Origin of the sequence: Leadbetterella byssophila DSM 17132, from assembly GCF_000166395.1 — a bacterium.
Lineage (GTDB): Bacteria > Bacteroidota > Bacteroidia > Cytophagales > Spirosomataceae > Leadbetterella > Leadbetterella byssophila.
Map to the genome: position 1 here is coordinate 1,467,549 of NC_014655.1, position 17,623 is coordinate 1,485,171.

The window sequence follows — 17,623 nt, forward strand, 5'->3', positions numbered from 1 at the left end:
CCAAAGGCCCACTTCTACTATTTTTTCGAAAAAGAATAAGGGAAGTCTCCTTCTTTTGTTCCTCTATTCAAGTTAGGCTTGCTGCCCATCTCGTAATGAATGGTTCCTCCTTTTTGTAAGACACCATGTGTGAAGTAGTTAGCTCCATGAACCTTACCATTCACCTTGATGGATTGAATATAGCGATTATCAGGCCCATTCCCCGGTGCACTTAATTTTAATTTCTTTCCATTTTCGAAGTTCAAAGTTACGTCTTTAAATAAAGGAGAACCTAGAACATATTCATCTGTTCCCGGACATACAGGATAAAATCCTAATGCTGAAAAAACATACCATGCAGAAGTTTGTCCGTTATCCTCATCTCCACAATATCCGTCCGGAGCTGGGGTATACAATTTATCCATTACCTCCCTAGTCCAGAATTGCGTTTTCCAGGGTTGACCGGAGTAATTATAAAGATAAATCATATGCTGAATAGGCTGATTTCCATGGGCATAATTTCCCATATTCATGATTTGCATCTCCCGGATCTCATGAATTACAAAGCCATAATAGCTTTCATCAAACAAAGGAGGAACATTAAATACAGAATCTAACATCTTATTAAATCCTTGTGGTCCACCCATCAGTCCAATCAAACCCGCAGGATCATGGAATACTGACCAGGTGTAATGCCAGGAATTGCCCTCTGTAAATGCATCGCCCCATTTCAAAGGATTAAAGGGTGCTTGGAAGCTGCCATTCTTATTCTTCCCCCTCATCAAACCCGTTTCAATATCAAAGAGATTCCTATAATTATACGCGCGTTTGGCAAATATTCCAATTTCAGACTCCGGTTTCCCTAGTGCCTTACCTAATTGGTAAATACTCCAGTCGTTATAGGCATATTCTAGCGTCCTAGCCGCGTTCTCATTGATCCTAGCATCATACGGCACGTATCCTAACTCATTGTAATAGGAAACTCCCTTTCTGCCCGTAGAGCTGATTTTTGGATGTTCATTATTTGCTCCATGGACCACCGCCTCCCAAAGGGTTTCAATATCATATCCTCGAAGACCTTTTAAATAGGCATCAGCCACCACAGCAGCCGAATTATTTCCTACCATGCAGTCTCTGTGTCCGGGACTTGCCCATTCCGGAAGCCAACCACTTTCCTTATATGCATTCACTAAACCCTCCTGCATTTTCACATTCTCCGAAGGATAAATGAAGTTTAAAAAGGGGAATAATGATCTAAAAGTATCCCAAAATCCCGTGTCCGTATACATGTACCCTGGTAAAACCTGACCATTATAAGGACTATAATGCATCACTTCTCCTTTGACATTGTACTCATAGAAGCTTCTTGGAAAAAGAACAGATCTGTAGAGACAGGAATAAAATGTTCTCAATTTATCAATGTCTGAATCCTTAACTTCTATTTTCCCTAATACCGCATTCCACCTTAACCTGCCCTTCTCTTTAACTTGATCAAAACTATCTGTTCCCAGCTCCTTAAGATTTAGCTCTGCTTGTTCTAAACTTATAAAAGACGAAGCTACCTTAGCATGCACTTTTTCACCTTTTTTGGTAGAAAATCCTATAATTCCATAGGCATGATGGGCTTGCACCTCCCATTTTCCTTCTTGCAAAACTGTATCAGCTACTGTAGCTTTAAAATCAAAGTCTTTATCGAAAATGATGACAAAATAATTCTTGAAATTTTCAGGAACTCCTCCACTATTTCTAGTAGTATAGCCAATGATCTTTCTCTCCTGCGGAATAACTTTAATGTAAGATCCCTTGTCAAACGCATCCACTACCACATATGAATTCTTGTTTTCCGGGAATGTAAATCGAAACATCGCGGCTCGCTCCGTAGGGGTAATTTCAGTGACCACGTCATGGTCAGCCAAATAAACGGAATAATAATGCGGTTGGGCTTTTTCTGCTTTATGGGAAAACCAACTAGCCCTTTTGTCTTGATTAAATTCCAATTTCCCAGTAACGGGCATAAGACTAAATTGCCCATAATCATTAATCCAAGGACTAGGTTGATGGGTTTGCTTAAAACCCCTTATCTTATCCGCATCGTAGGTGTAAGCCCAGCCGTCACCCATCTTACCTGTTTGAGGAGTCCAGAAATTCATACCCCAGGGCATGGCAATGACCGGATAAGTATTTCCATTAGATAAGGAATGTTTAGATTGAGTTCCTACCAAAGGGTTCACGTATTGCACCCAATCCTGGCCGAATACTGTAATACTTGTGAATAGTAGCGATACTAAGATTTTTCTCATAACCATTTGTGTAATTTTAACCAAGCTTCTAATGCTTCGGGCCATTTCTCTACCGGGCCTCTGTTGTCTTTTGTAAGTGCATAACCATGTCCTCCTTTTTCATAGATGTGCATTTCTGCAGGAACTTTATGTCTTTTAGCGGCCAAATAGTAGGCAATGGAATTCTCTGGAACCACCCAATCATCTGTAGTAGAAACTAGGAAAACAGGAGGAGTTTTTTCTGTTATGTTCTTTTCAGGTGAATATCTTTTCAGCTCTTGCTCGTTGAAGTTAGGTCCTAACAAGTTCTTTTTTGAACCTTCATGCGTAATATTATCATCTAATGAAATTACCGGATAGATCAATAGAGAGAAATCAGGACGCACCTCTTCTGAACTTCTTTTTATTTCTCCCACCGGATTATCAAATAAGGTAGATGTTGTTGCCGCCAAATGCCCTCCTGCGGAGAATCCCATTATACCTACATCCTTAATTCCCCACTCCTTCGCATGAGACTTGACGAAGGCAATGGCACTTTGAGCATCTTGTAAAGGACGAATCCCCGCATCTGTAAAATATTCTCTTTGAGGTAATCTATATTTTAACACCACAGCTATCATTCCTCTCTCACTAAACCACCTGGCTAAATTCTCCCCCTCTTTTTTATAAGCTAAAACAGCATAACCTCCGCCGGGACAAATGACCACAGCTGCATTAGAAGTCTGCTTTTGCGGTTTGTAAATGGCTAAAGTGGGAACCGTCACATTAGTAATGTTTGCGCCCGTCATTTTTTCCGGAACATCCTTGACTTTTAGTCCCGGCACCCCATCCGGATATAAGGGAATAATTTCTTGGGCCATACTCATGTAAGAAATCAAAAGGAAGAAAAAAACTCTCATAATAGGTTGATTAGTGCGGTGAAGATAATAACCAAAACCCTTTAAAGCCTATAATTTCATACTTTTCTTGCCTATTTATACACATATTTTAACTGAACTGAGCTTAAAGCTATAACTTTTATTATTTTTCCCAAAAACCCAGATCATGAAAATAAAAACTATACTGTTCAGCCTTCTGAGCTTGCAGCTTGCTGCCCAAGGCACTGCCGCAGATTATAAGCGGGCAGACTACATCAAAGAGAGCACCAAATACAAAGTGTACCACGAACCCCTACACGTGCAGTGGCAAGGAAGCCAAGTCTGGTACAAAGTCCAAACAGCCGAGGGAGAAGCATTCTATAAAGTAGACCCCGCAAGTAAAAAGAAAGAAACTCTATTTTCTACAAGCTCTTTAATCACTCAATTAGAAAACGCCGTACATCAAAAAGTCAATAAGCATGAAATCCCCTTAGAAAATCTTAAAATGGAAGGAGAAGGGGTTTCGTTTGAGGCTTTTGGCAAAACGTGGAGTTTTACGGATAATCAACTGACCGACAAAGGAAATATCAATGCTCCACAAAGACCCGAAAGGTATTGGGGAAGCCTGAGAGACGAACGTGAGGGTAATCCAATTCTTTCGCCCGACAAAAAATGGAAAGCATATATAAAGAATTCAAATGTTTACATCAGTAAAGTTGATGACCCAAAATCAGAAAAAGCCTTGAGTTTTGACGGCTCACCGGGAGAATATTATTCAGCTTTCCTGTCTTGGTCTCCGGATTCCAAGTATATCTACTCCACCCGAATTCGGCCAGGGGGAAAAAGGGTATTGACTTTGATCGAATCTTCTCCAAGTGATCAGCTACAACCTAAACTTCATACCAGAGACTACCTTAAACCAGGGGATGCTTTGAATCAGAAATACCCAGTGGTTTTTGATATTGAAAAAAACAAAACATACGAAGTTTCTCCTGAACTTATTGCTAACCAATACAGCCTTTCTTTCCCGCAATGGAGAGCTGACAGCAAAGCATTGCTCTTTGAATATAATCAAAGGGGCCATCAAAACTATCATGTCTTAAGACTTGATACGGAAAATGGAAAGGTTACTGAAGTCATTAAAGAATCTAGCCCCACCTTCTTCCATTACAGTGGCAAAAAGTTCTTGCATTATGCACAGAAAACAGAAGAATTGATTTGGATGTCAGAAAGGGATGGATGGAATCACCTTTATTTATACGATGCAAAGTCCGGTAAAGTAAAGAATCAGATCACCAAGGGCAAATGGGTAGTTAGAAAAGTAATCAAAGTAGACGAAGCAAGTCGTAGGATTATTTTCGAAGGTAGCGGAAGAGAGAAAGGTCAAGACCCCTATTTTATTCAATATTACTCCGTATCTTTTGATGGCTCGGATTTCAGGGTGTTAACCAATGAGAATGGCAACCATAGAGCCACTTTTTCTCCAGATTTTAACTATTTCGTAGACATTTGGGGTAGATTGGATCAAGCTCCTGAAACTGTATTAAGAAGTACCGCTGACGGAAAGATCCTTATGCATTTAGAAAAGGCAGACATCAAAGATCTACTGAAGACCGGATGGGTAATGCCAGAAGTATTCGTTACCACAGGTAGAGACGATAGCACAGACATTTGGGGAATGATTATACGTCCTTCCAACTTTGATCCTAAAAAGAAATATCCTGTGATAGAATACATCTATGCAGGCCCACATGACTCCTTCGTTCCTAAGAACTTTGTAACAGATTCCAGAGGAGACCTGCATCAATTAGCAGAGTTAGGATTTATTGTGGTACAAATTGACGGTATGGGCACCTCTAATCGATCCAAAGCATTCCACGATGTGTGCTGGAAAAACTTAAAGGATAGTGGATTCCCAGACAGAATGAAGTGGATCAAAACTGCAGCGAAGAAATATCCTTACATGGATATTAGCAGGGTAGGAATTTTCGGTAATTCCGCCGGAGGACAAAGTTCAGCAGGAGCCTTATTACACCATCCTGATTTTTATAAAGTGGCCGTTTCCTCCTCAGGATGCCATGATAACAGAATGGATAAAATATGGTGGAATGAACAATGGATGGGCTACCCTATCGGTCCGCATTACGAAGAATCATCTAATGTAACCCATGCCCACAAACTTCAGGGCAAATTACTTCTAATCCTAGGAGAAATGGATGATAATGTAGACCCTTCATCTACCTTCCAATTGATCAACGGTATCATTAAAGCCAATAAATGGGTAGATTTCTTGTTTGTTCCCGGAATGGGACACTCCCTTGGAGGAGATTACGGAGAGCACCGCAGGAGAGATTTCTTTGTTAAACATCTGATTGGTGTTGACCCTCCTCTTTGGGAAGGACATATAAAAACTGCCCCTTAAGGGAGGCAGTTTTCTTTTCTCCTAGTGTCAATAACGTGAGCTATTTTCCACTTCCCTTCTTGTAGTACAAGTGAGAAATGATTCACCCCACAGTGAGATAAGTTTCCATTCAGATAAAAGGTATAAGGGGTCCATGCCATAGCCATGGGCCCATCTACCAAGATCTTTTCATAGGTTACTCTTTCATCAAATGAACCCTTCTGTGCCCTTCCTACTGCAGTGATGAAAGATTCAGGGCCAGTAGATTTCACAGCATTTTCAACACCAATGGTTTGAAATATAGCACCTTTTGCTACATATGATTTTAATGCAGTAGAATCTGAATCCCTCATGGCCTTGAAGAATCCGTCAATGGTAGATTTAATACCATCCTCTTGGGCTGAAGCAGAAAAGCTTAGGCAAATAAACAGTGCTAGAGTTGTTTTAAAAGTCTTCATCTGGTAAAATTTCTTTTACTCTGCCTATCTGACCGTCATCTAGTCTGACCTTAATGCCTCTATGATGATAAGGCGCAGAAGTGAGTATGTTTTTAACAATTCCTTGGGTTAATTCTCCGGTTCTTTGATCTTTTTTAAGTACTATGTTCACTAACATCCCCGGTCGGACATCAGCTCTGGTCTTACCATCTTTATTCATGTGCACAAAGCTAAGTATTTTCATGTAAATTCCACCTTGAACAAAAGGATGTCCATTTCACCCATTGAGTGAACGGCAAAAAATTTAAGCACCTGTATGCTAGGCGACTAGGGATTTATTTATTGAAATATCAAGCGATAATTTGCCCATCCCGCATTTCAATGATCCTGTCACTCTTCTTAGCGAAATCATCGTCATGCGTTACTGCAATAATGGTTTGCCCAAATTCCTGAGCTAATTCCCTAAATATATTGAAGACGATATCTGTGTTTTTACTATCCAAATTACCTGTAGGCTCATCCCCCATGATCAGCAAAGGATCATTAATCAAGGACCTGGCAATGGCTACTCTTTGTTGCTGACCTCCGGAAAGCTTCGAAGCCGGCTTTAACGCTTGATCTTTTATGCCTAGAATGTCTAATTTCTGCATGGCTCTGTCTTCGATTTCCTCTTCAGAATACTTTCCTAGTCGCAAAGCAGGAATCATCACGTTTTTCAAACAAGTAAACTCCGGCAATAAGTAGTGAAACTGAAACACAAATCCAATTTTTTCATTTCTTACGGCAGCCAGTTCATCTAAACTTAATCCGGTCATCTTTTGTCCATCTATAAACAGCTCCCCTTTATAATCTGTATCCATAGTGGACAGGATATAAAGCAAGGTGGATTTACCCGAGCCAGATTTACCAATCATAGTCAAAAGTTCACCTTTGTAAACATCAAAGCTCACTTGTTTCAGAACCTGAAACTCAACAGGATCATAGAAGAACTTATCTATCTTCTCTGTATGTAAGATTATCTCTCTCATTTTCTAAAGATGCTTACCGGATCTACTTTTGCAGCCTTTCTGGCTGGGATATAACCAGCAAAGAAGGTTATGACCAATCCCAACGCTGCTCCTTGAAGGAATTTACTAAACTCATAATCTATAGGGAAATACCCTATATCTCCTCCTATGTAAACCTTCTTCACTAAACTGATCATGATTACAGCAAAGAACATACCTCCAATTACGCCCATAACACCAATCCCCAAGGCTTGGGTAACAAATATGGTGATCACATCCTTTCCTTTAAAACCCATGGCCTTTAAGATAGCTATGTCATTGATCTTTTGGCTAACTGTCATATTAAGTATGTTATAGATACCGAAACCTGCTACGATGAGTAAGGTAGTCGAAATCGCCACCATTACTATCTTTCGCATACGGTTACCGGTCATCAAGGTTTCATTACTCTGCTCAAAACCCTCAGCTTTATATCCCGTAGTGGCGGAAAGTTCATTGGCTACCGGCACTGCCTTATTATAGTCATGAAGATTTATGTTGACATCCGTAACATAATCACCATTCTCTTTCAATAGCTGCTGGGCACTGGATAGATTCACGTATGCTGTGCTCTTATCAATCTTCGAATTTGAGGTCTTAAAAATGCCCATCACCTGAAGATTCTTATTCACACTCTTAGAAGAAGTTAAATTAAGATTATCTCCCACTTTCAAACTCATTTTCTCTGCTACTCCGGAGCCAATAAGTATCCCATTGGGATTACTCTGAAGGCCTTTCCAGTCGCCCTCCACCATCATACTCTCCAAACTGAACATTTGGTTAGCTTCATCAGGAATAATGCCAATAGCCGTACCTGAAAGTTGAGATTTCCCACTATTGAAGAAGACACCACTTGTAACCTGTAATGTCACAATATTCACTTCAGGGTGTGCCAATGCCAGTTCCTTCACCGAATTAGGATTCAAAATCCTGTTATTAGTGGGCACTATTTTAGGATTGATGATGACAAATTCCTCTCCTTCCACTAAGGGTTTACTGATTTGATCATCCTGATAAAGACGGATATGTGGTGTACTTTTAAAGACAGAACTATAAGAGACCTCATCAAATCCCACCGCTAAGCAGTTCATGAAAATATAGATGGACATACCAATCAACACACCCAAAACCGCAACGGCCGTCAGCCTCTTATTAGCAAAAACATAGGTCCTGGCTATTTGGAGATTTACATTCATGGTTTCTGCGGTAAGAGTACATCTTCAGTAGTCAATCCTTGTAACACCTCTACATACTCCGTAGAGACAATTCCTGTCTTAATTTTCACCATTTCCTTATTGCCCTTTACCCTTACCGTATTTCCATACCCTACAGTGCTTCTTGGAATCAGGAGAACGTTCTTCTTTTCCCCAACTAATATATTTCCTTCCAGTTGTGTCCCGTAAAGCGGCACTATTTCAGGGTCTAAGAAAGTAGCTTTACAAATGAAAGACTGAACGTCCTCATCAAAAGCACTGAGGATATCCGTTACTCTGGCTTTGTAAACCGTGTCCTTTTGTGTATTAAGTCTCACAAATACTTCTTGTCCTACTTTAACCTTTCCTACACTGCTTTCATCCACATTGAGCACTATCTCAATTTGTTGATTATTGGCCACTCTGGCTATAACATCTCCTCTTTTTACAAAGTCTCCTGCCTGCTTTTCCTTCTTAATCACTTTACCGGAATGAGTTATCCTGACCTGATTATAAGTGGTCTGAATCTGAGAAGTGGCCTTCTGATTCTTTGCAGAGCTGATATTTTGTTCATTCTGTAGTTTTGCAGCACTCAATTGTTCCCGCAAAGCCTCTAGCTGAGATAAAGAATTTTCTTCAGCTAATTTCATGTTTTCATACTCTTGCCGAGACACACTTTGTTTTGCTAAAAGGCGCTCATAACGCTCCCTTTGTAACTTGTCCTGTTCGTATTTTTGTTCAGCAAAACCAATATTTTGACGGATCTGATCCAAGACCGGTTCTGTATTCTTAAGGGCCAGATTCACTTGCTCCTGAGCCGTTTTCAAATTTTCAAGATTAGCCGGATTATCTATATGTCCAACAACCGCCCCTGCTTTCACTTCATCTCCCACTTCCAGATTCAGTTCTTTTAGAATCCCGTCTGTCTCTGCTACAACTGCATAGGCGTTTTTCCACTCTATTTGCCCGGAAGCAAATACGAGCTCCTGAATATCTTTTACTACCGGTTTCGTTTCCGGCTCTTTAGAACATGACAGGAAGAAGCATCCTGCCAGAATCCAAAACCATTTCTTCTCAATATTCATTGTATATCTTAATTGTATAGGATGCATACTTAGCATTAACTTCCTCTTTCAAACGGTTAATCCGACTATTTATCCAATCATTTTGAGATTGCAAGAGTTCGTCTAATGTCAATACATTCTCTTCAAATCTTGCATAATTCTTATCAAAGGTATCCTTCTTTAATTCCTCAATCTTACGAAGGTTCTGCACGCGATTCTTAGCTTTCTGTAGATCTGCTTGCCTTTGCATATGATCATAAAACCCTTGCTCTTCGGCGCTTTTTATCTCATTTTGAGCTATTTTATACTGGATCTCTTTGCTTTTATAGTTGCTTATTTTTTGAGGTGTACTAGGTAAATCCCAACTCAATTTTAATCCTAAGTAGGCATAATATATAGGACTGTTTCCTGAACCATAAAAGAAGCTATTGCTTAAATTCTGCCAATTAAAGGAACTTATGGCTGAAAGCACAGGCCACTGATCCCTTTTTGCCACTTCCTTATCCGCTGCCGCAAGTTCAGCTTTCGCTTCCGCTACTCGCTTATCTAGCTCAGAGAGCTGTGCACTTCCCTGGTACTCGGAATCCGTCACTTCTATAGTATCAGTAGATCTGCTTAGTAGCCTCAACATTTCACGCTGTAGGTTCCATTGAATTTCCAACTGCTCTATGTTATCTCGAATATTAAGGACATTTATTTCTGCTTCATTCTTTTCCTGGGGCCTAACTAAACCTTCTTCTAATCTATCTGAAATAATCTGTAAAATCTTATCTGCTGTTTGCAAATTCTCTCTTAAAAGTTGCAACTGACCTTGGTAAGACAGAACATTATGATAAGCAGAGTTCAACTGTAGATAAATATCTCTTTCCTTTTGTAGGCTCTGTCCAAGAACTAATTTTTCATTCTGAACGGCAGATTTCTTCTGTGCACTGAGGCCAAAGTTCAGAATATCAAATTGTGGTGCTACGCTTAAAGTGGAAGAATATTTCTGTCCCATGATCATCTCTTTATAAGTACCTTCAGGTAGACCAAAGATGACACCGGGCACTAAGACCTTTTGCAAAGCAATATTATCCAAGGCTTGATAACTTAGAGGAATTCTGGGATTATAGCGATTTAAATCAGCTACTTTTCTAGTCAATGAAGCTAATTCCTTCTGATATTGCGTGTTTTGTAGCGCCTCATTTTTTGACTTTGCTTGGAGAAACAAGTCCTCTAAACTTTGAGCTGAGACCTGTGCACTAAGCAGAAGAAACAATAGACTGTTCTTAAGCATTTTATTTGTCAAGTTCTACACAAATATATTGGAAATAATCCACATATTTATTCTAAATCAAATAGGCGTGCTAAAACAAAAAAGAGAGCTCATGCTCCCTTCTTTGGTACTTTTATTTTAAATCTTTCTCCAAGTTCTTGAAGAGATTCTACCACTTTTTCATTCAGTGGCAGACCATGGATTAATCGTTCTGCTTTAAACCTTCTCTCCTGATCTCCCGGGATTTGAACCTGCTCGCCGTCCACTGCAGGTGCAGACCTGAAGCGTTCAATCCATTTATCCATATGGGCTTTAAACTCTAGTTTATCTCTAAATCCATCAATCCTCATAGCCCCCAGGAAATGCCCGGTTCCTTTTCCTACCTGCTCTTCTGCCACTCCATGAAATCCTGCTGTAGCAAATGGAGGAACCCAAGGTCCAAAATTAGCTCCGGAAAGAACTCCAGAAAGTATATCAACTGCTGCTCCTAGGCCATATCCCTTGTGGCTACCATGCTCTCTGTCCCCACCTAATGGAAGTAATCCACCTCCTTCTTTCACGGCGTTTGCATTATCAGTTGGCGCCCCTTCAGCATCCTGCACCCATCCTATCGGGGCCTTTAACCCTTTCCTTTGCAAGATCTCCATCTTGCCGTAAGCCACCGCTGTTGTTGCAAAATCTGCAAGAAATGCGGGTTGCTCCCCCGCCGGAATTCCAATGGCGATAGGGTTTGTTCCTAATAGCTTTTCCCTAGAAAATGTTGGTACCACCAAAGGAGCCGCATTAGTCATAGCCCAGCCTATCATATCCTCAGCCAATGCCAAAGAGGCATGATAACCTGCAATACCAAAATGATTTGAATTTTGGACAGAAACCCATCCGCTTCCTACCTTCTTTGCCTTCTTCATGGCCACTTTCATAGCATAGGGAGCCACCACTAAACCTAAGCCGCGATCTCCATCAATGGTAGCTGTAGAGGGAGTTTCATGTATAATCTTTATCTGAGGTACAGGATTCAGTCTCCCATGGTCGTAAAGCCTAACATACCCCGCTAACCGAGCCACTCCATGGGAATCAACCCCATTCAAATCTGCATTAATGAGTACATCTGCTGCTAATCTGGCGTCTTTTAAAGTACAACCGATAGCCACAAAAACCTTTTCCGTAAATTTTCTTACTTTTTCTGCAGAGTACATAAATCTTGTATAAATGAGGTGACATCAGCTTTGCTCGTAGCCCAAGAAGTTACAACCCTGATGGCACACCTATCATCATCTATAGGTTGCCAATCAAAGAAGTCGTACTTCTTATGAAGTTCTGAACGAACATTTGCAGGCAATATAGGAAATATCTGATTGGATTGAGGAAGAGTCAGAAACTTAAATCCTAAAGATTCGCAGCAATCCGCAATTTCCTCTGCTAATGAATTAGCGTGCTTTGCTAGTTCTAGCCAAAGTTCATTTTGAAATAAAGTTTCGAACTGTATTCCTAACAATCTTCCTTTTGCCATTAGAGCACCTCTTTGCTTGATATGGTAAGGAAATTCCTCCTTAAAAATGGGATTCAATAATACTACTGCTTCACCTAATAAAGCACCATTTTTAGTACCTCCTATGTAAAAGACATCGCAGTAAGAAGCAATATCTTCTAAAGTAAGATCATTGAACTTAGAAGCAAGTGCCATGGCTAGTCGGGCACCATCCATGAAAAGCAATAGGTCATTCGCTTTACAATATTCCGATAAAGCTTGAAGTTCCGCCTTGCTATACACCGTTCCAAGTTCGGTAGTATTTGATATATATACCATCCTTGGTTTAACGGTATGGTATTTTGGAGACTTCACTAGTACCGGCGCAATGAGCTCCGGAGTAAGTTTCCCCTCTTTTCCAAGTACATACTCAATTTTATGACCTGTGGCCTCTATAGCCCCCGTTTCATGTGTATTGATATGCCCGGACTCAACAGCAATTACGGACTCAAAAGGCTTGAGAAGGGCAGCAATTACCAACAGGTTTGCCTGAGTTCCTCCGGAAACGAAATAAACGTCAGCATCCGGCCTCTTCATTGCAGACCGTATATATTGCCTTGCTGCTTCACTATAGCTATCAGTGCCATAGCCCGACTGCTGATCTAAGTTAGTTTCAGCCAGTCTTTGCAGGATTAGGGGATGTGCCCCTTCGCTGTAATCGTTCAGAAATTTTATCATAAAAAAAACTCCCATTTCTGAGAGTTTTAAAGTGAGCCCCCTATCGGGATCGAACCAATGACCTACTGATTACAAATCAGTTGCTCTACCAGCTGAGCTAAGGAGGCGAATTGTGGTGCAAAAATATATCGGCTATTCTAATCCTGCAAGGGTTTAAGCATCTTTTTTTAGGAAAAATTTTACCATAAGAGGTAATAAGCTTTAAATGTGCAGCTTAATGTTTACCTACGATCACGAAAGAGAAAAAACTGGACTTCGGTGGGAATTTTTCATCTAAAATTCACCCATAAATTAGGCATACAATCCCGTAAACCTTTAAAAATGCCCCTATCGGGTTCGAACGAATGACCTAGTGAGTACCAAGTCAAAAGCGCTCAATAATTTCTCCTAAATAAAAAGAACCAAAACGCCTAGTTTACATCATTATACCACTTTTGATAATAATTTCTCAACCCAAATCATAGGATTTTGTGTCATGAAAGTGTCATGATGCCAATAAAAAAGGAGCTACATTTTACTGTAACTCCTTGATTATCAAGTGAGCCCCCTATCGGGATCGAACCAATGACCTACTGATTACAAATCAGTTGCTCTACCAGCTGAGCTAAGGAGGCGATTTTGATAGCACAAAAGTAGAGGTTTTTATGTTATCAAACAAACATTTTTTTCAAAATATTCCCTCAAAAAACGCCTCAGTTGGCCGTTAAAATGAGTTTTAGCTTGGCATTCAAGTCTTTAAGCTCAGCTTCAGCCTTATCAATTTTTTTCTGATATTCTGCTTTCAGTTTATCCGCATTTTTGGAGAAACCAAAGAACTCCAGATTGTTCTTTGTTAAAGTGATCTCATCTTCCAATGCTTTGATCTTTCTACGAATATCATTCTCAGCTTTTCCTAGATTTCCACCGGCTTTTAAAACCACCTCTGCCTCGTTTTGAAGCATAAGTTTATCTTTTTCAGTTTTATCTAGACCACTAGCTGCCTTAACGTAGGAGTTGATAGCTTTAATAAACCTATCTTGGATAGATTTCATGTCCTTCCTAGGCACAAATCCTATAGCATTAAAGCTTTTCTTGAATTCAGGCAACCTACTTAGATCAGTATCACCGGCTTCTACCAGCTTCTCAATTTCTACACAGATAGCGGTCTTAGCTTCCAGATTCTTATCGTACTCAGAATCTTGAGACTTACTTTCTTCCCTTTTATTATTGAAGTAGGTATCACAAATCCCTTTGAACTCCTCAAATAAGCTATCCTTATATTTTTCAGGTACGTGACCTATGGTTTTCCATTTCTTCTGCAGCTCAATGATACGATTTGTATTAGGAGCAGAGTAATCTCCTTTCTCAAGGATTTCACGTGCTTGTTTTACTAATTCACTCTTAGCTACAAAATTGGCTTCACGTTTGGCCTCAAGTTTAGCAAAGAACTCGCTCTTATTCTTGAAGAACTGCTTTAATGAGCTCCAGAAGCTCTTGCTCACTTCTTTACCTTTCTCTCTTGGCATACCACCCTTGATGGCATTCCACTGGTCTTGTAAAGCTTGAACCTCTTTCGTCTTAGCATTCCACTCATTTATGCTATCACTATTGAATTTCAAGTATTCAAGGAGTTGATTCAGCAATTGCTGTTTAGCTTTTAGAATCTCCTCTGAAAGAGCAGCACTTTCACTTTGAAGTTCTCTTTTCTTATCGTAAATAACATCAAATGCTTTCTTCAACCTTTCCCAGAGGGCGTCTTGCTCTTCTCTAGGACCAGGACCAATGTGCTTGTATTCTTGAAGAAGCTCATTGGCTTTCTTCAAGGTCACATTATTGATCGGCATCTCCTGCAAAGAGGTAGCGATCTCCTCAATCTTAACTACTACCGCTTCTTTGGCTTCAATATTTTTCTTTCTATCCAGCTCTTTCAGCTCATTTTGAATGCTTCTGATATCGAAATAACGATCCACTAAAGCATTGTATGCAGACCAAAGAGAGCCATTATGCGGAGAGTTAATATTCCCTGCATTTTTCCACTCGGTTTGCAATGCTTTGAAAGATTCCCAATTGTTCTTTGATTCACCTTTCTCTTCGATCTCCACTATTTCTCTCAATCTTTGAAGAAGGCGAGTTTTTACTTCGAAGTAGTCCTCTTTCTCTCTTTCTAACTTTTGGAAGAAGGCTTGACGCTTTTCACGGATTTGAATATTGATCCCTTCAAAACGAATGGCATAATTATCATTACGGAATTCAAAACCTTCGTCTGATCCGTTTTCAGCAACATATGCTTTTAAGGCCTCCGATTTTTCTGCCTGTTGGATATCTTCAAAAGCACTCCTTACTACTTTGAGGGCATTGTCAATGTTCTTCACGTCCGCTACTGAAAGAGTGCGTGAATTCATGGATTCAAGGAGACGATCAGCAAGGTCTACAAAATCCTTCTTGGAATAATTGGTAAAATCTTCATCAAACTCCAATAGAGACTCGCCTTCCTCCTCTATCTCCTCAATGGCATCCAAGTCAGCATGTTTTACTGTCTCCTCTGAGGCAGAATTCTGCTCCGCTGCATTGCCATTATTTTCTCCTAAGTTCTCCGGTTCTAAACTTGACTCGCTCATTTAATAGAAATAGATAGTTACTTTTGTGAAAAAGCAAAATTAATAATAATATTCAAACTGTTCCATGAACAACAAAGATATTTCAAATCTTCGGATACATTACGATAAATCAGCACTTTCCGAAGAGCAAGCCACCCTTTCCCCCTTCACTCTTTTTGAACTTTGGTTCAATGAGGCCAAAGAAGGAGGAATACGTGAGCCAAATGCCATGGTTCTCTCCACTGTCTCAGATAACAAACCACATGCCAGAGTAGTACTCCTCAAAGGTGCATCTGAAGCAGGTTTCGAATTCTTTACCAATTACAACAGCAATAAGGGCAAACAATTATCCCAAAACCCATTTGCCTCCCTCACCTTCTTCTATGACCTGCTAGAAAAACAAGTCAGAATAGAAGGACAAGTACAAAAACTTAACCATGAAGCATCTGATGCTTATTTCCATTCCAGACCACGTGGAAGTCAGATAGGTGCTTGGGTAAGCGACCAAAGTCAGACCATCCCTTCTGCTGCGTTTCTGAATGAAAAATTAGAAGCCTACGAAAAGAAATTTGAATCTCAGGAAATCATCCCGCGCCCACCCCACTGGGGAGGATTCTTACTTGTACCTGATAGCATAGAATTTTGGCAAGGCAGGCCTAATCGTCTGCATGACCGACTACTCTACACTCGCTCGGGTCAAAACTGGATCCTCGAGAGACTCAGTCCTTAAGTACTTCAGCAGTTGTTCTTGTAATAGCTGTCCTAATTTCAAGCTCAGTATCTTTTCTTTACTGGGCTTTTCTTCTATTCTATACTTAAAATCTTCAAATCTAGATTCCGTCAGTGTAATTTCTCCTGGAGGCACTAATCTTGAGTCAACATCCCCATAAAAGTGGATATCCTCTAATTCATCTCTGAGAAAAATAAACTTCATGGAAGCACATTGTGTCAAATCAAGCCCCACAATCTTTTGGGTATCATCTAATATGAAATACTTTGACTCAGCATTTCCGGAAATATGAATCTGCTCTATCCGAGAACTGTCATCAAAGCGAGCGGTCATCATCCTACCTTTAATCTGATTAAAGTTTAACAAGGTATCCTGCTCAATGATGAAGCAATTCTTTATTAATTCCATCCTTTCCAACTTCTGATTTTTCAGAAATACCTCTATAGAGTCTGCTTTAATCTGATTCCTTTTATGCCATAAAACCGGATCTTGGTAGTAACCTATGGTTGAATCTAATGCATTATATATCAAAGAATCTGCAATTCCTTGAACATCTTCCCTGTATAGCTTCACTCCTCCTTGCGCTATGATCCATTGAATATCCTCTTTCTCCGGAGCTTTAGATGTGGTATCCTGTTTTGGCTTCTCAATGATACGTAAAGAGTCGCTCGCTAACAAAGAAGGTTTTCCACCGGAATAGTACTGAGATATGGTGGATCCTATTACTCTAGTCCACCCGGCTTTACCATCTCTATACATGGCATCTCCTACACTGATTAATGAATCCGTTTTGGAAACAAACACCGCATTACCTTTAGCCCATCCAAAATCATTAGCATTATCATATTGCAAGGTATCTCCGATCAATATATACTTCTCATGCTCTACTTGTGATCTACCATTGAAATAAGATTCCTTAGTCTGTATATTATACCAACCTTTTTCAGCTGTTAATACTCCTGTTTCTCCCGTAATAGTAGTAAATGCCTTAAAAATAGCCCTTTTCGTATGGGTATCATAATCCATAGTATCAGTACACAAAACGAACTTTGGATTCAAAACCTCTACATCACCTATATAATTGAAATACTTGGTATTCGTATTATAATATCCGGTATTACTGGTAAGGGTGCTGGAATCTTGTTGAATACGTCCATGCACAGGATAATATGCCATACCGTTAGCCATATTATAAATCACTTTTTGAGTACGTAGCGTCACCTTCTTATCCCTTAAGATAACACTCTTACCCCATATAGTGGCAATTCTGCTGTTACCCTCATAGAACAGGGTATCTCCCACTATGGTTAAGGTATCTCCTTGATTAATCTTGATGTTCCCAAATGCCTCAACAGTATTTAAAGTCCTGTTTTGAATAGCCAGGTCTGTACTCATCATAACCCCCTGATGCCTGAAGATCACATTTCCTCTAAAGGTTACGTTTTGCATATCCTTCAGATTTACTCCATCCTGAATATCAGAGTTCAAGATTTCCACTATGCTCTGAGGACCCGTAGGTGCAGGAGGATTCAGAGGCTTCTGCGCCAATAGCCCAAAAGGCAAAAACAAGAGAATATAGAAATGACGAAAGTTCATTAGG

General features: G+C 40.0%; 14 protein-coding genes and 2 tRNA genes. 2 read left to right on the forward strand and 14 right to left on the reverse strand.

The window, feature by feature from the left end; genetic code table 11:
- Positions 1-17: 17 nt before the first annotated feature.
- The gene (locus LBYS_RS07065; RefSeq protein ID WP_013408184.1) at positions 18-2,279 is read right to left on the reverse strand and encodes a GH92 family glycosyl hydrolase; all 2,262 of its coding nucleotides are present in this window, start codon (positions 2,277-2,279) and stop codon (positions 18-20) included.
- On the reverse strand, positions 2,276-3,157 hold the full coding sequence (locus LBYS_RS07070) for an alpha/beta hydrolase (protein WP_013408185.1): 882 nt from the start codon (positions 3,155-3,157) through the stop codon (positions 2,276-2,278). Before LBYS_RS07070 ends, LBYS_RS07065 begins: the two co-directional genes overlap by 4 nt.
- Positions 3,158-3,302: 145 nt before the next feature.
- Here LBYS_RS07070 and LBYS_RS07075 point away from each other — a divergent pair, with 145 nt between their 5' ends.
- Positions 3,303-5,537, forward strand: coding sequence for a S9 family peptidase (locus LBYS_RS07075; protein ID WP_013408186.1), 2,235 nt, complete (start codon positions 3,303-3,305; stop codon positions 5,535-5,537).
- Here the strand turns inward: LBYS_RS07075 and LBYS_RS07080 are convergent.
- The 11 genes from LBYS_RS07080 to LBYS_RS07130 all read right to left on the reverse strand — a co-directional run bounded on the left by LBYS_RS07080 (position 5,534) and on the right by LBYS_RS07130 (position 15,314).
- Positions 5,534-5,974, reverse strand: coding sequence for a nuclear transport factor 2 family protein (locus LBYS_RS07080; protein ID WP_013408187.1), 441 nt, complete (start codon positions 5,972-5,974; stop codon positions 5,534-5,536). The two genes, LBYS_RS07075 and LBYS_RS07080, sit on opposite strands and share 4 nt — an antisense overlap.
- Positions 5,961-6,197 (reverse strand): YwbE family protein, encoded by a 237-nt coding sequence (locus tag LBYS_RS07085; RefSeq protein ID WP_013408188.1) that lies wholly within the window; start codon positions 6,195-6,197, stop codon positions 5,961-5,963. The genes LBYS_RS07080 and LBYS_RS07085 overlap by 14 nt, the downstream gene beginning before the upstream one ends.
- A 106-nt stretch (positions 6,198-6,303) precedes the next feature.
- Positions 6,304-6,981 carry an ABC transporter ATP-binding protein gene (locus LBYS_RS07090; RefSeq protein WP_013408189.1) on the reverse strand — a complete coding sequence of 226 codons (678 nt, stop codon included), beginning with the start codon at positions 6,979-6,981 and terminating at the stop codon, positions 6,304-6,306.
- A complete protein-coding gene (locus LBYS_RS07095; RefSeq protein ID WP_013408190.1) occupies positions 6,978-8,195 on the reverse strand; it encodes an ABC transporter permease in 1,218 nt (405 codons plus the stop codon). The genes LBYS_RS07090 and LBYS_RS07095 overlap by 4 nt, the downstream gene beginning before the upstream one ends.
- Positions 8,192-9,277 carry an efflux RND transporter periplasmic adaptor subunit gene (locus LBYS_RS07100; protein ID WP_013408191.1) on the reverse strand — a complete coding sequence of 362 codons (1,086 nt, stop codon included), beginning with the start codon at positions 9,275-9,277 and terminating at the stop codon, positions 8,192-8,194. The genes LBYS_RS07095 and LBYS_RS07100 overlap by 4 nt, the downstream gene beginning before the upstream one ends.
- Complete coding sequence (locus LBYS_RS07105; protein ID WP_013408192.1) at positions 9,267-10,532, reverse strand: TolC family protein; 1,266 nt, start codon at positions 10,530-10,532, stop codon at positions 9,267-9,269. The genes LBYS_RS07100 and LBYS_RS07105 overlap by 11 nt, the downstream gene beginning before the upstream one ends.
- A gap of 89 nt (positions 10,533-10,621) precedes the next feature.
- Positions 10,622-11,707, reverse strand: a complete 1,086-nt coding sequence (locus LBYS_RS07110) for an Ldh family oxidoreductase (protein WP_013408193.1) — start codon at positions 11,705-11,707, stop codon at positions 10,622-10,624.
- The gene (locus LBYS_RS07115) at positions 11,686-12,717 is read right to left on the reverse strand and encodes a threonine aldolase family protein (protein WP_041823487.1); all 1,032 of its coding nucleotides are present in this window, start codon (positions 12,715-12,717) and stop codon (positions 11,686-11,688) included. The genes LBYS_RS07110 and LBYS_RS07115 overlap by 22 nt, the downstream gene beginning before the upstream one ends.
- A 34-nt stretch (positions 12,718-12,751) precedes the next feature.
- Positions 12,752-12,824 (reverse strand) — tRNA-Thr (locus LBYS_RS07120).
- Between the two features lie 434 nt (positions 12,825-13,258).
- Positions 13,259-13,331 (reverse strand) — tRNA-Thr (locus LBYS_RS07125).
- A 78-nt stretch (positions 13,332-13,409) separates the two neighbouring features.
- Positions 13,410-15,314, reverse strand: a complete 1,905-nt coding sequence (locus tag LBYS_RS07130) for a DUF349 domain-containing protein (protein ID WP_013408195.1) — start codon at positions 15,312-15,314, stop codon at positions 13,410-13,412.
- 64 nt (positions 15,315-15,378) lie between these two features.
- Here LBYS_RS07130 and pdxH point away from each other — a divergent pair, with 64 nt between their 5' ends.
- On the forward strand, positions 15,379-16,023 hold the full coding sequence (gene pdxH, locus LBYS_RS07135; protein WP_013408196.1) for a pyridoxamine 5'-phosphate oxidase: 645 nt from the start codon (positions 15,379-15,381) through the stop codon (positions 16,021-16,023).
- Here pdxH and LBYS_RS07140 read toward each other — a convergent pair.
- A complete protein-coding gene (locus LBYS_RS07140) occupies positions 15,970-17,619 on the reverse strand; it encodes an OstA-like protein (protein ID WP_013408197.1) in 1,650 nt (549 codons plus the stop codon). The genes pdxH and LBYS_RS07140 overlap by 54 nt on opposite strands.
- Positions 17,620-17,623 lie beyond the last annotated feature (4 nt).

Excerpts from the sequence above, each read along its gene's own strand:
- LBYS_RS07080 (WP_013408187.1), bottom strand. The coding sequence starts at position 5,974 with ATGAAGACTTTTAAAACAACTCTAGCACTGTTTATTTGCCTAAGCTTT.
- LBYS_RS07075 (WP_013408186.1), top strand. The coding sequence starts at position 3,303 with ATGAAAATAAAAACTATACTGTTCAGCCTTCTGAGCTTGCAGCTTGCT.
- LBYS_RS07085 (WP_013408188.1), bottom strand. The coding sequence starts at position 6,197 with ATGAAAATACTTAGCTTTGTGCACATGAATAAAGATGGTAAGACCAGA.
- pdxH (WP_013408196.1), top strand. The coding sequence starts at position 15,379 with ATGAACAACAAAGATATTTCAAATCTTCGGATACATTACGATAAATCA.
- LBYS_RS07095 (WP_013408190.1), bottom strand. The coding sequence starts at position 8,195 with ATGAATGTAAATCTCCAAATAGCCAGGACCTATGTTTTTGCTAATAAG.
- LBYS_RS07140 (WP_013408197.1), bottom strand. The coding sequence starts at position 17,619 with ATGAACTTTCGTCATTTCTATATTCTCTTGTTTTTGCCTTTTGGGCTA.
- LBYS_RS07065 (WP_013408184.1), bottom strand. The coding sequence starts at position 2,279 with ATGAGAAAAATCTTAGTATCGCTACTATTCACAAGTATTACAGTATTC.
- LBYS_RS07070 (WP_013408185.1), bottom strand. The coding sequence starts at position 3,157 with ATGAGAGTTTTTTTCTTCCTTTTGATTTCTTACATGAGTATGGCCCAA.
- LBYS_RS07130 (WP_013408195.1), bottom strand. The coding sequence starts at position 15,314 with ATGAGCGAGTCAAGTTTAGAACCGGAGAACTTAGGAGAAAATAATGGC.
- LBYS_RS07105 (WP_013408192.1), bottom strand. The coding sequence starts at position 10,532 with ATGCTTAAGAACAGTCTATTGTTTCTTCTGCTTAGTGCACAGGTCTCA.
- LBYS_RS07110 (WP_013408193.1), bottom strand. The coding sequence starts at position 11,707 with ATGTACTCTGCAGAAAAAGTAAGAAAATTTACGGAAAAGGTTTTTGTG.
- LBYS_RS07090 (WP_013408189.1), bottom strand. The coding sequence starts at position 6,981 with ATGAGAGAGATAATCTTACATACAGAGAAGATAGATAAGTTCTTCTAT.
- LBYS_RS07100 (WP_013408191.1), bottom strand. The coding sequence starts at position 9,277 with ATGAATATTGAGAAGAAATGGTTTTGGATTCTGGCAGGATGCTTCTTC.
- LBYS_RS07115 (WP_041823487.1), bottom strand. The coding sequence starts at position 12,717 with ATGATAAAATTTCTGAACGATTACAGCGAAGGGGCACATCCCCTAATC.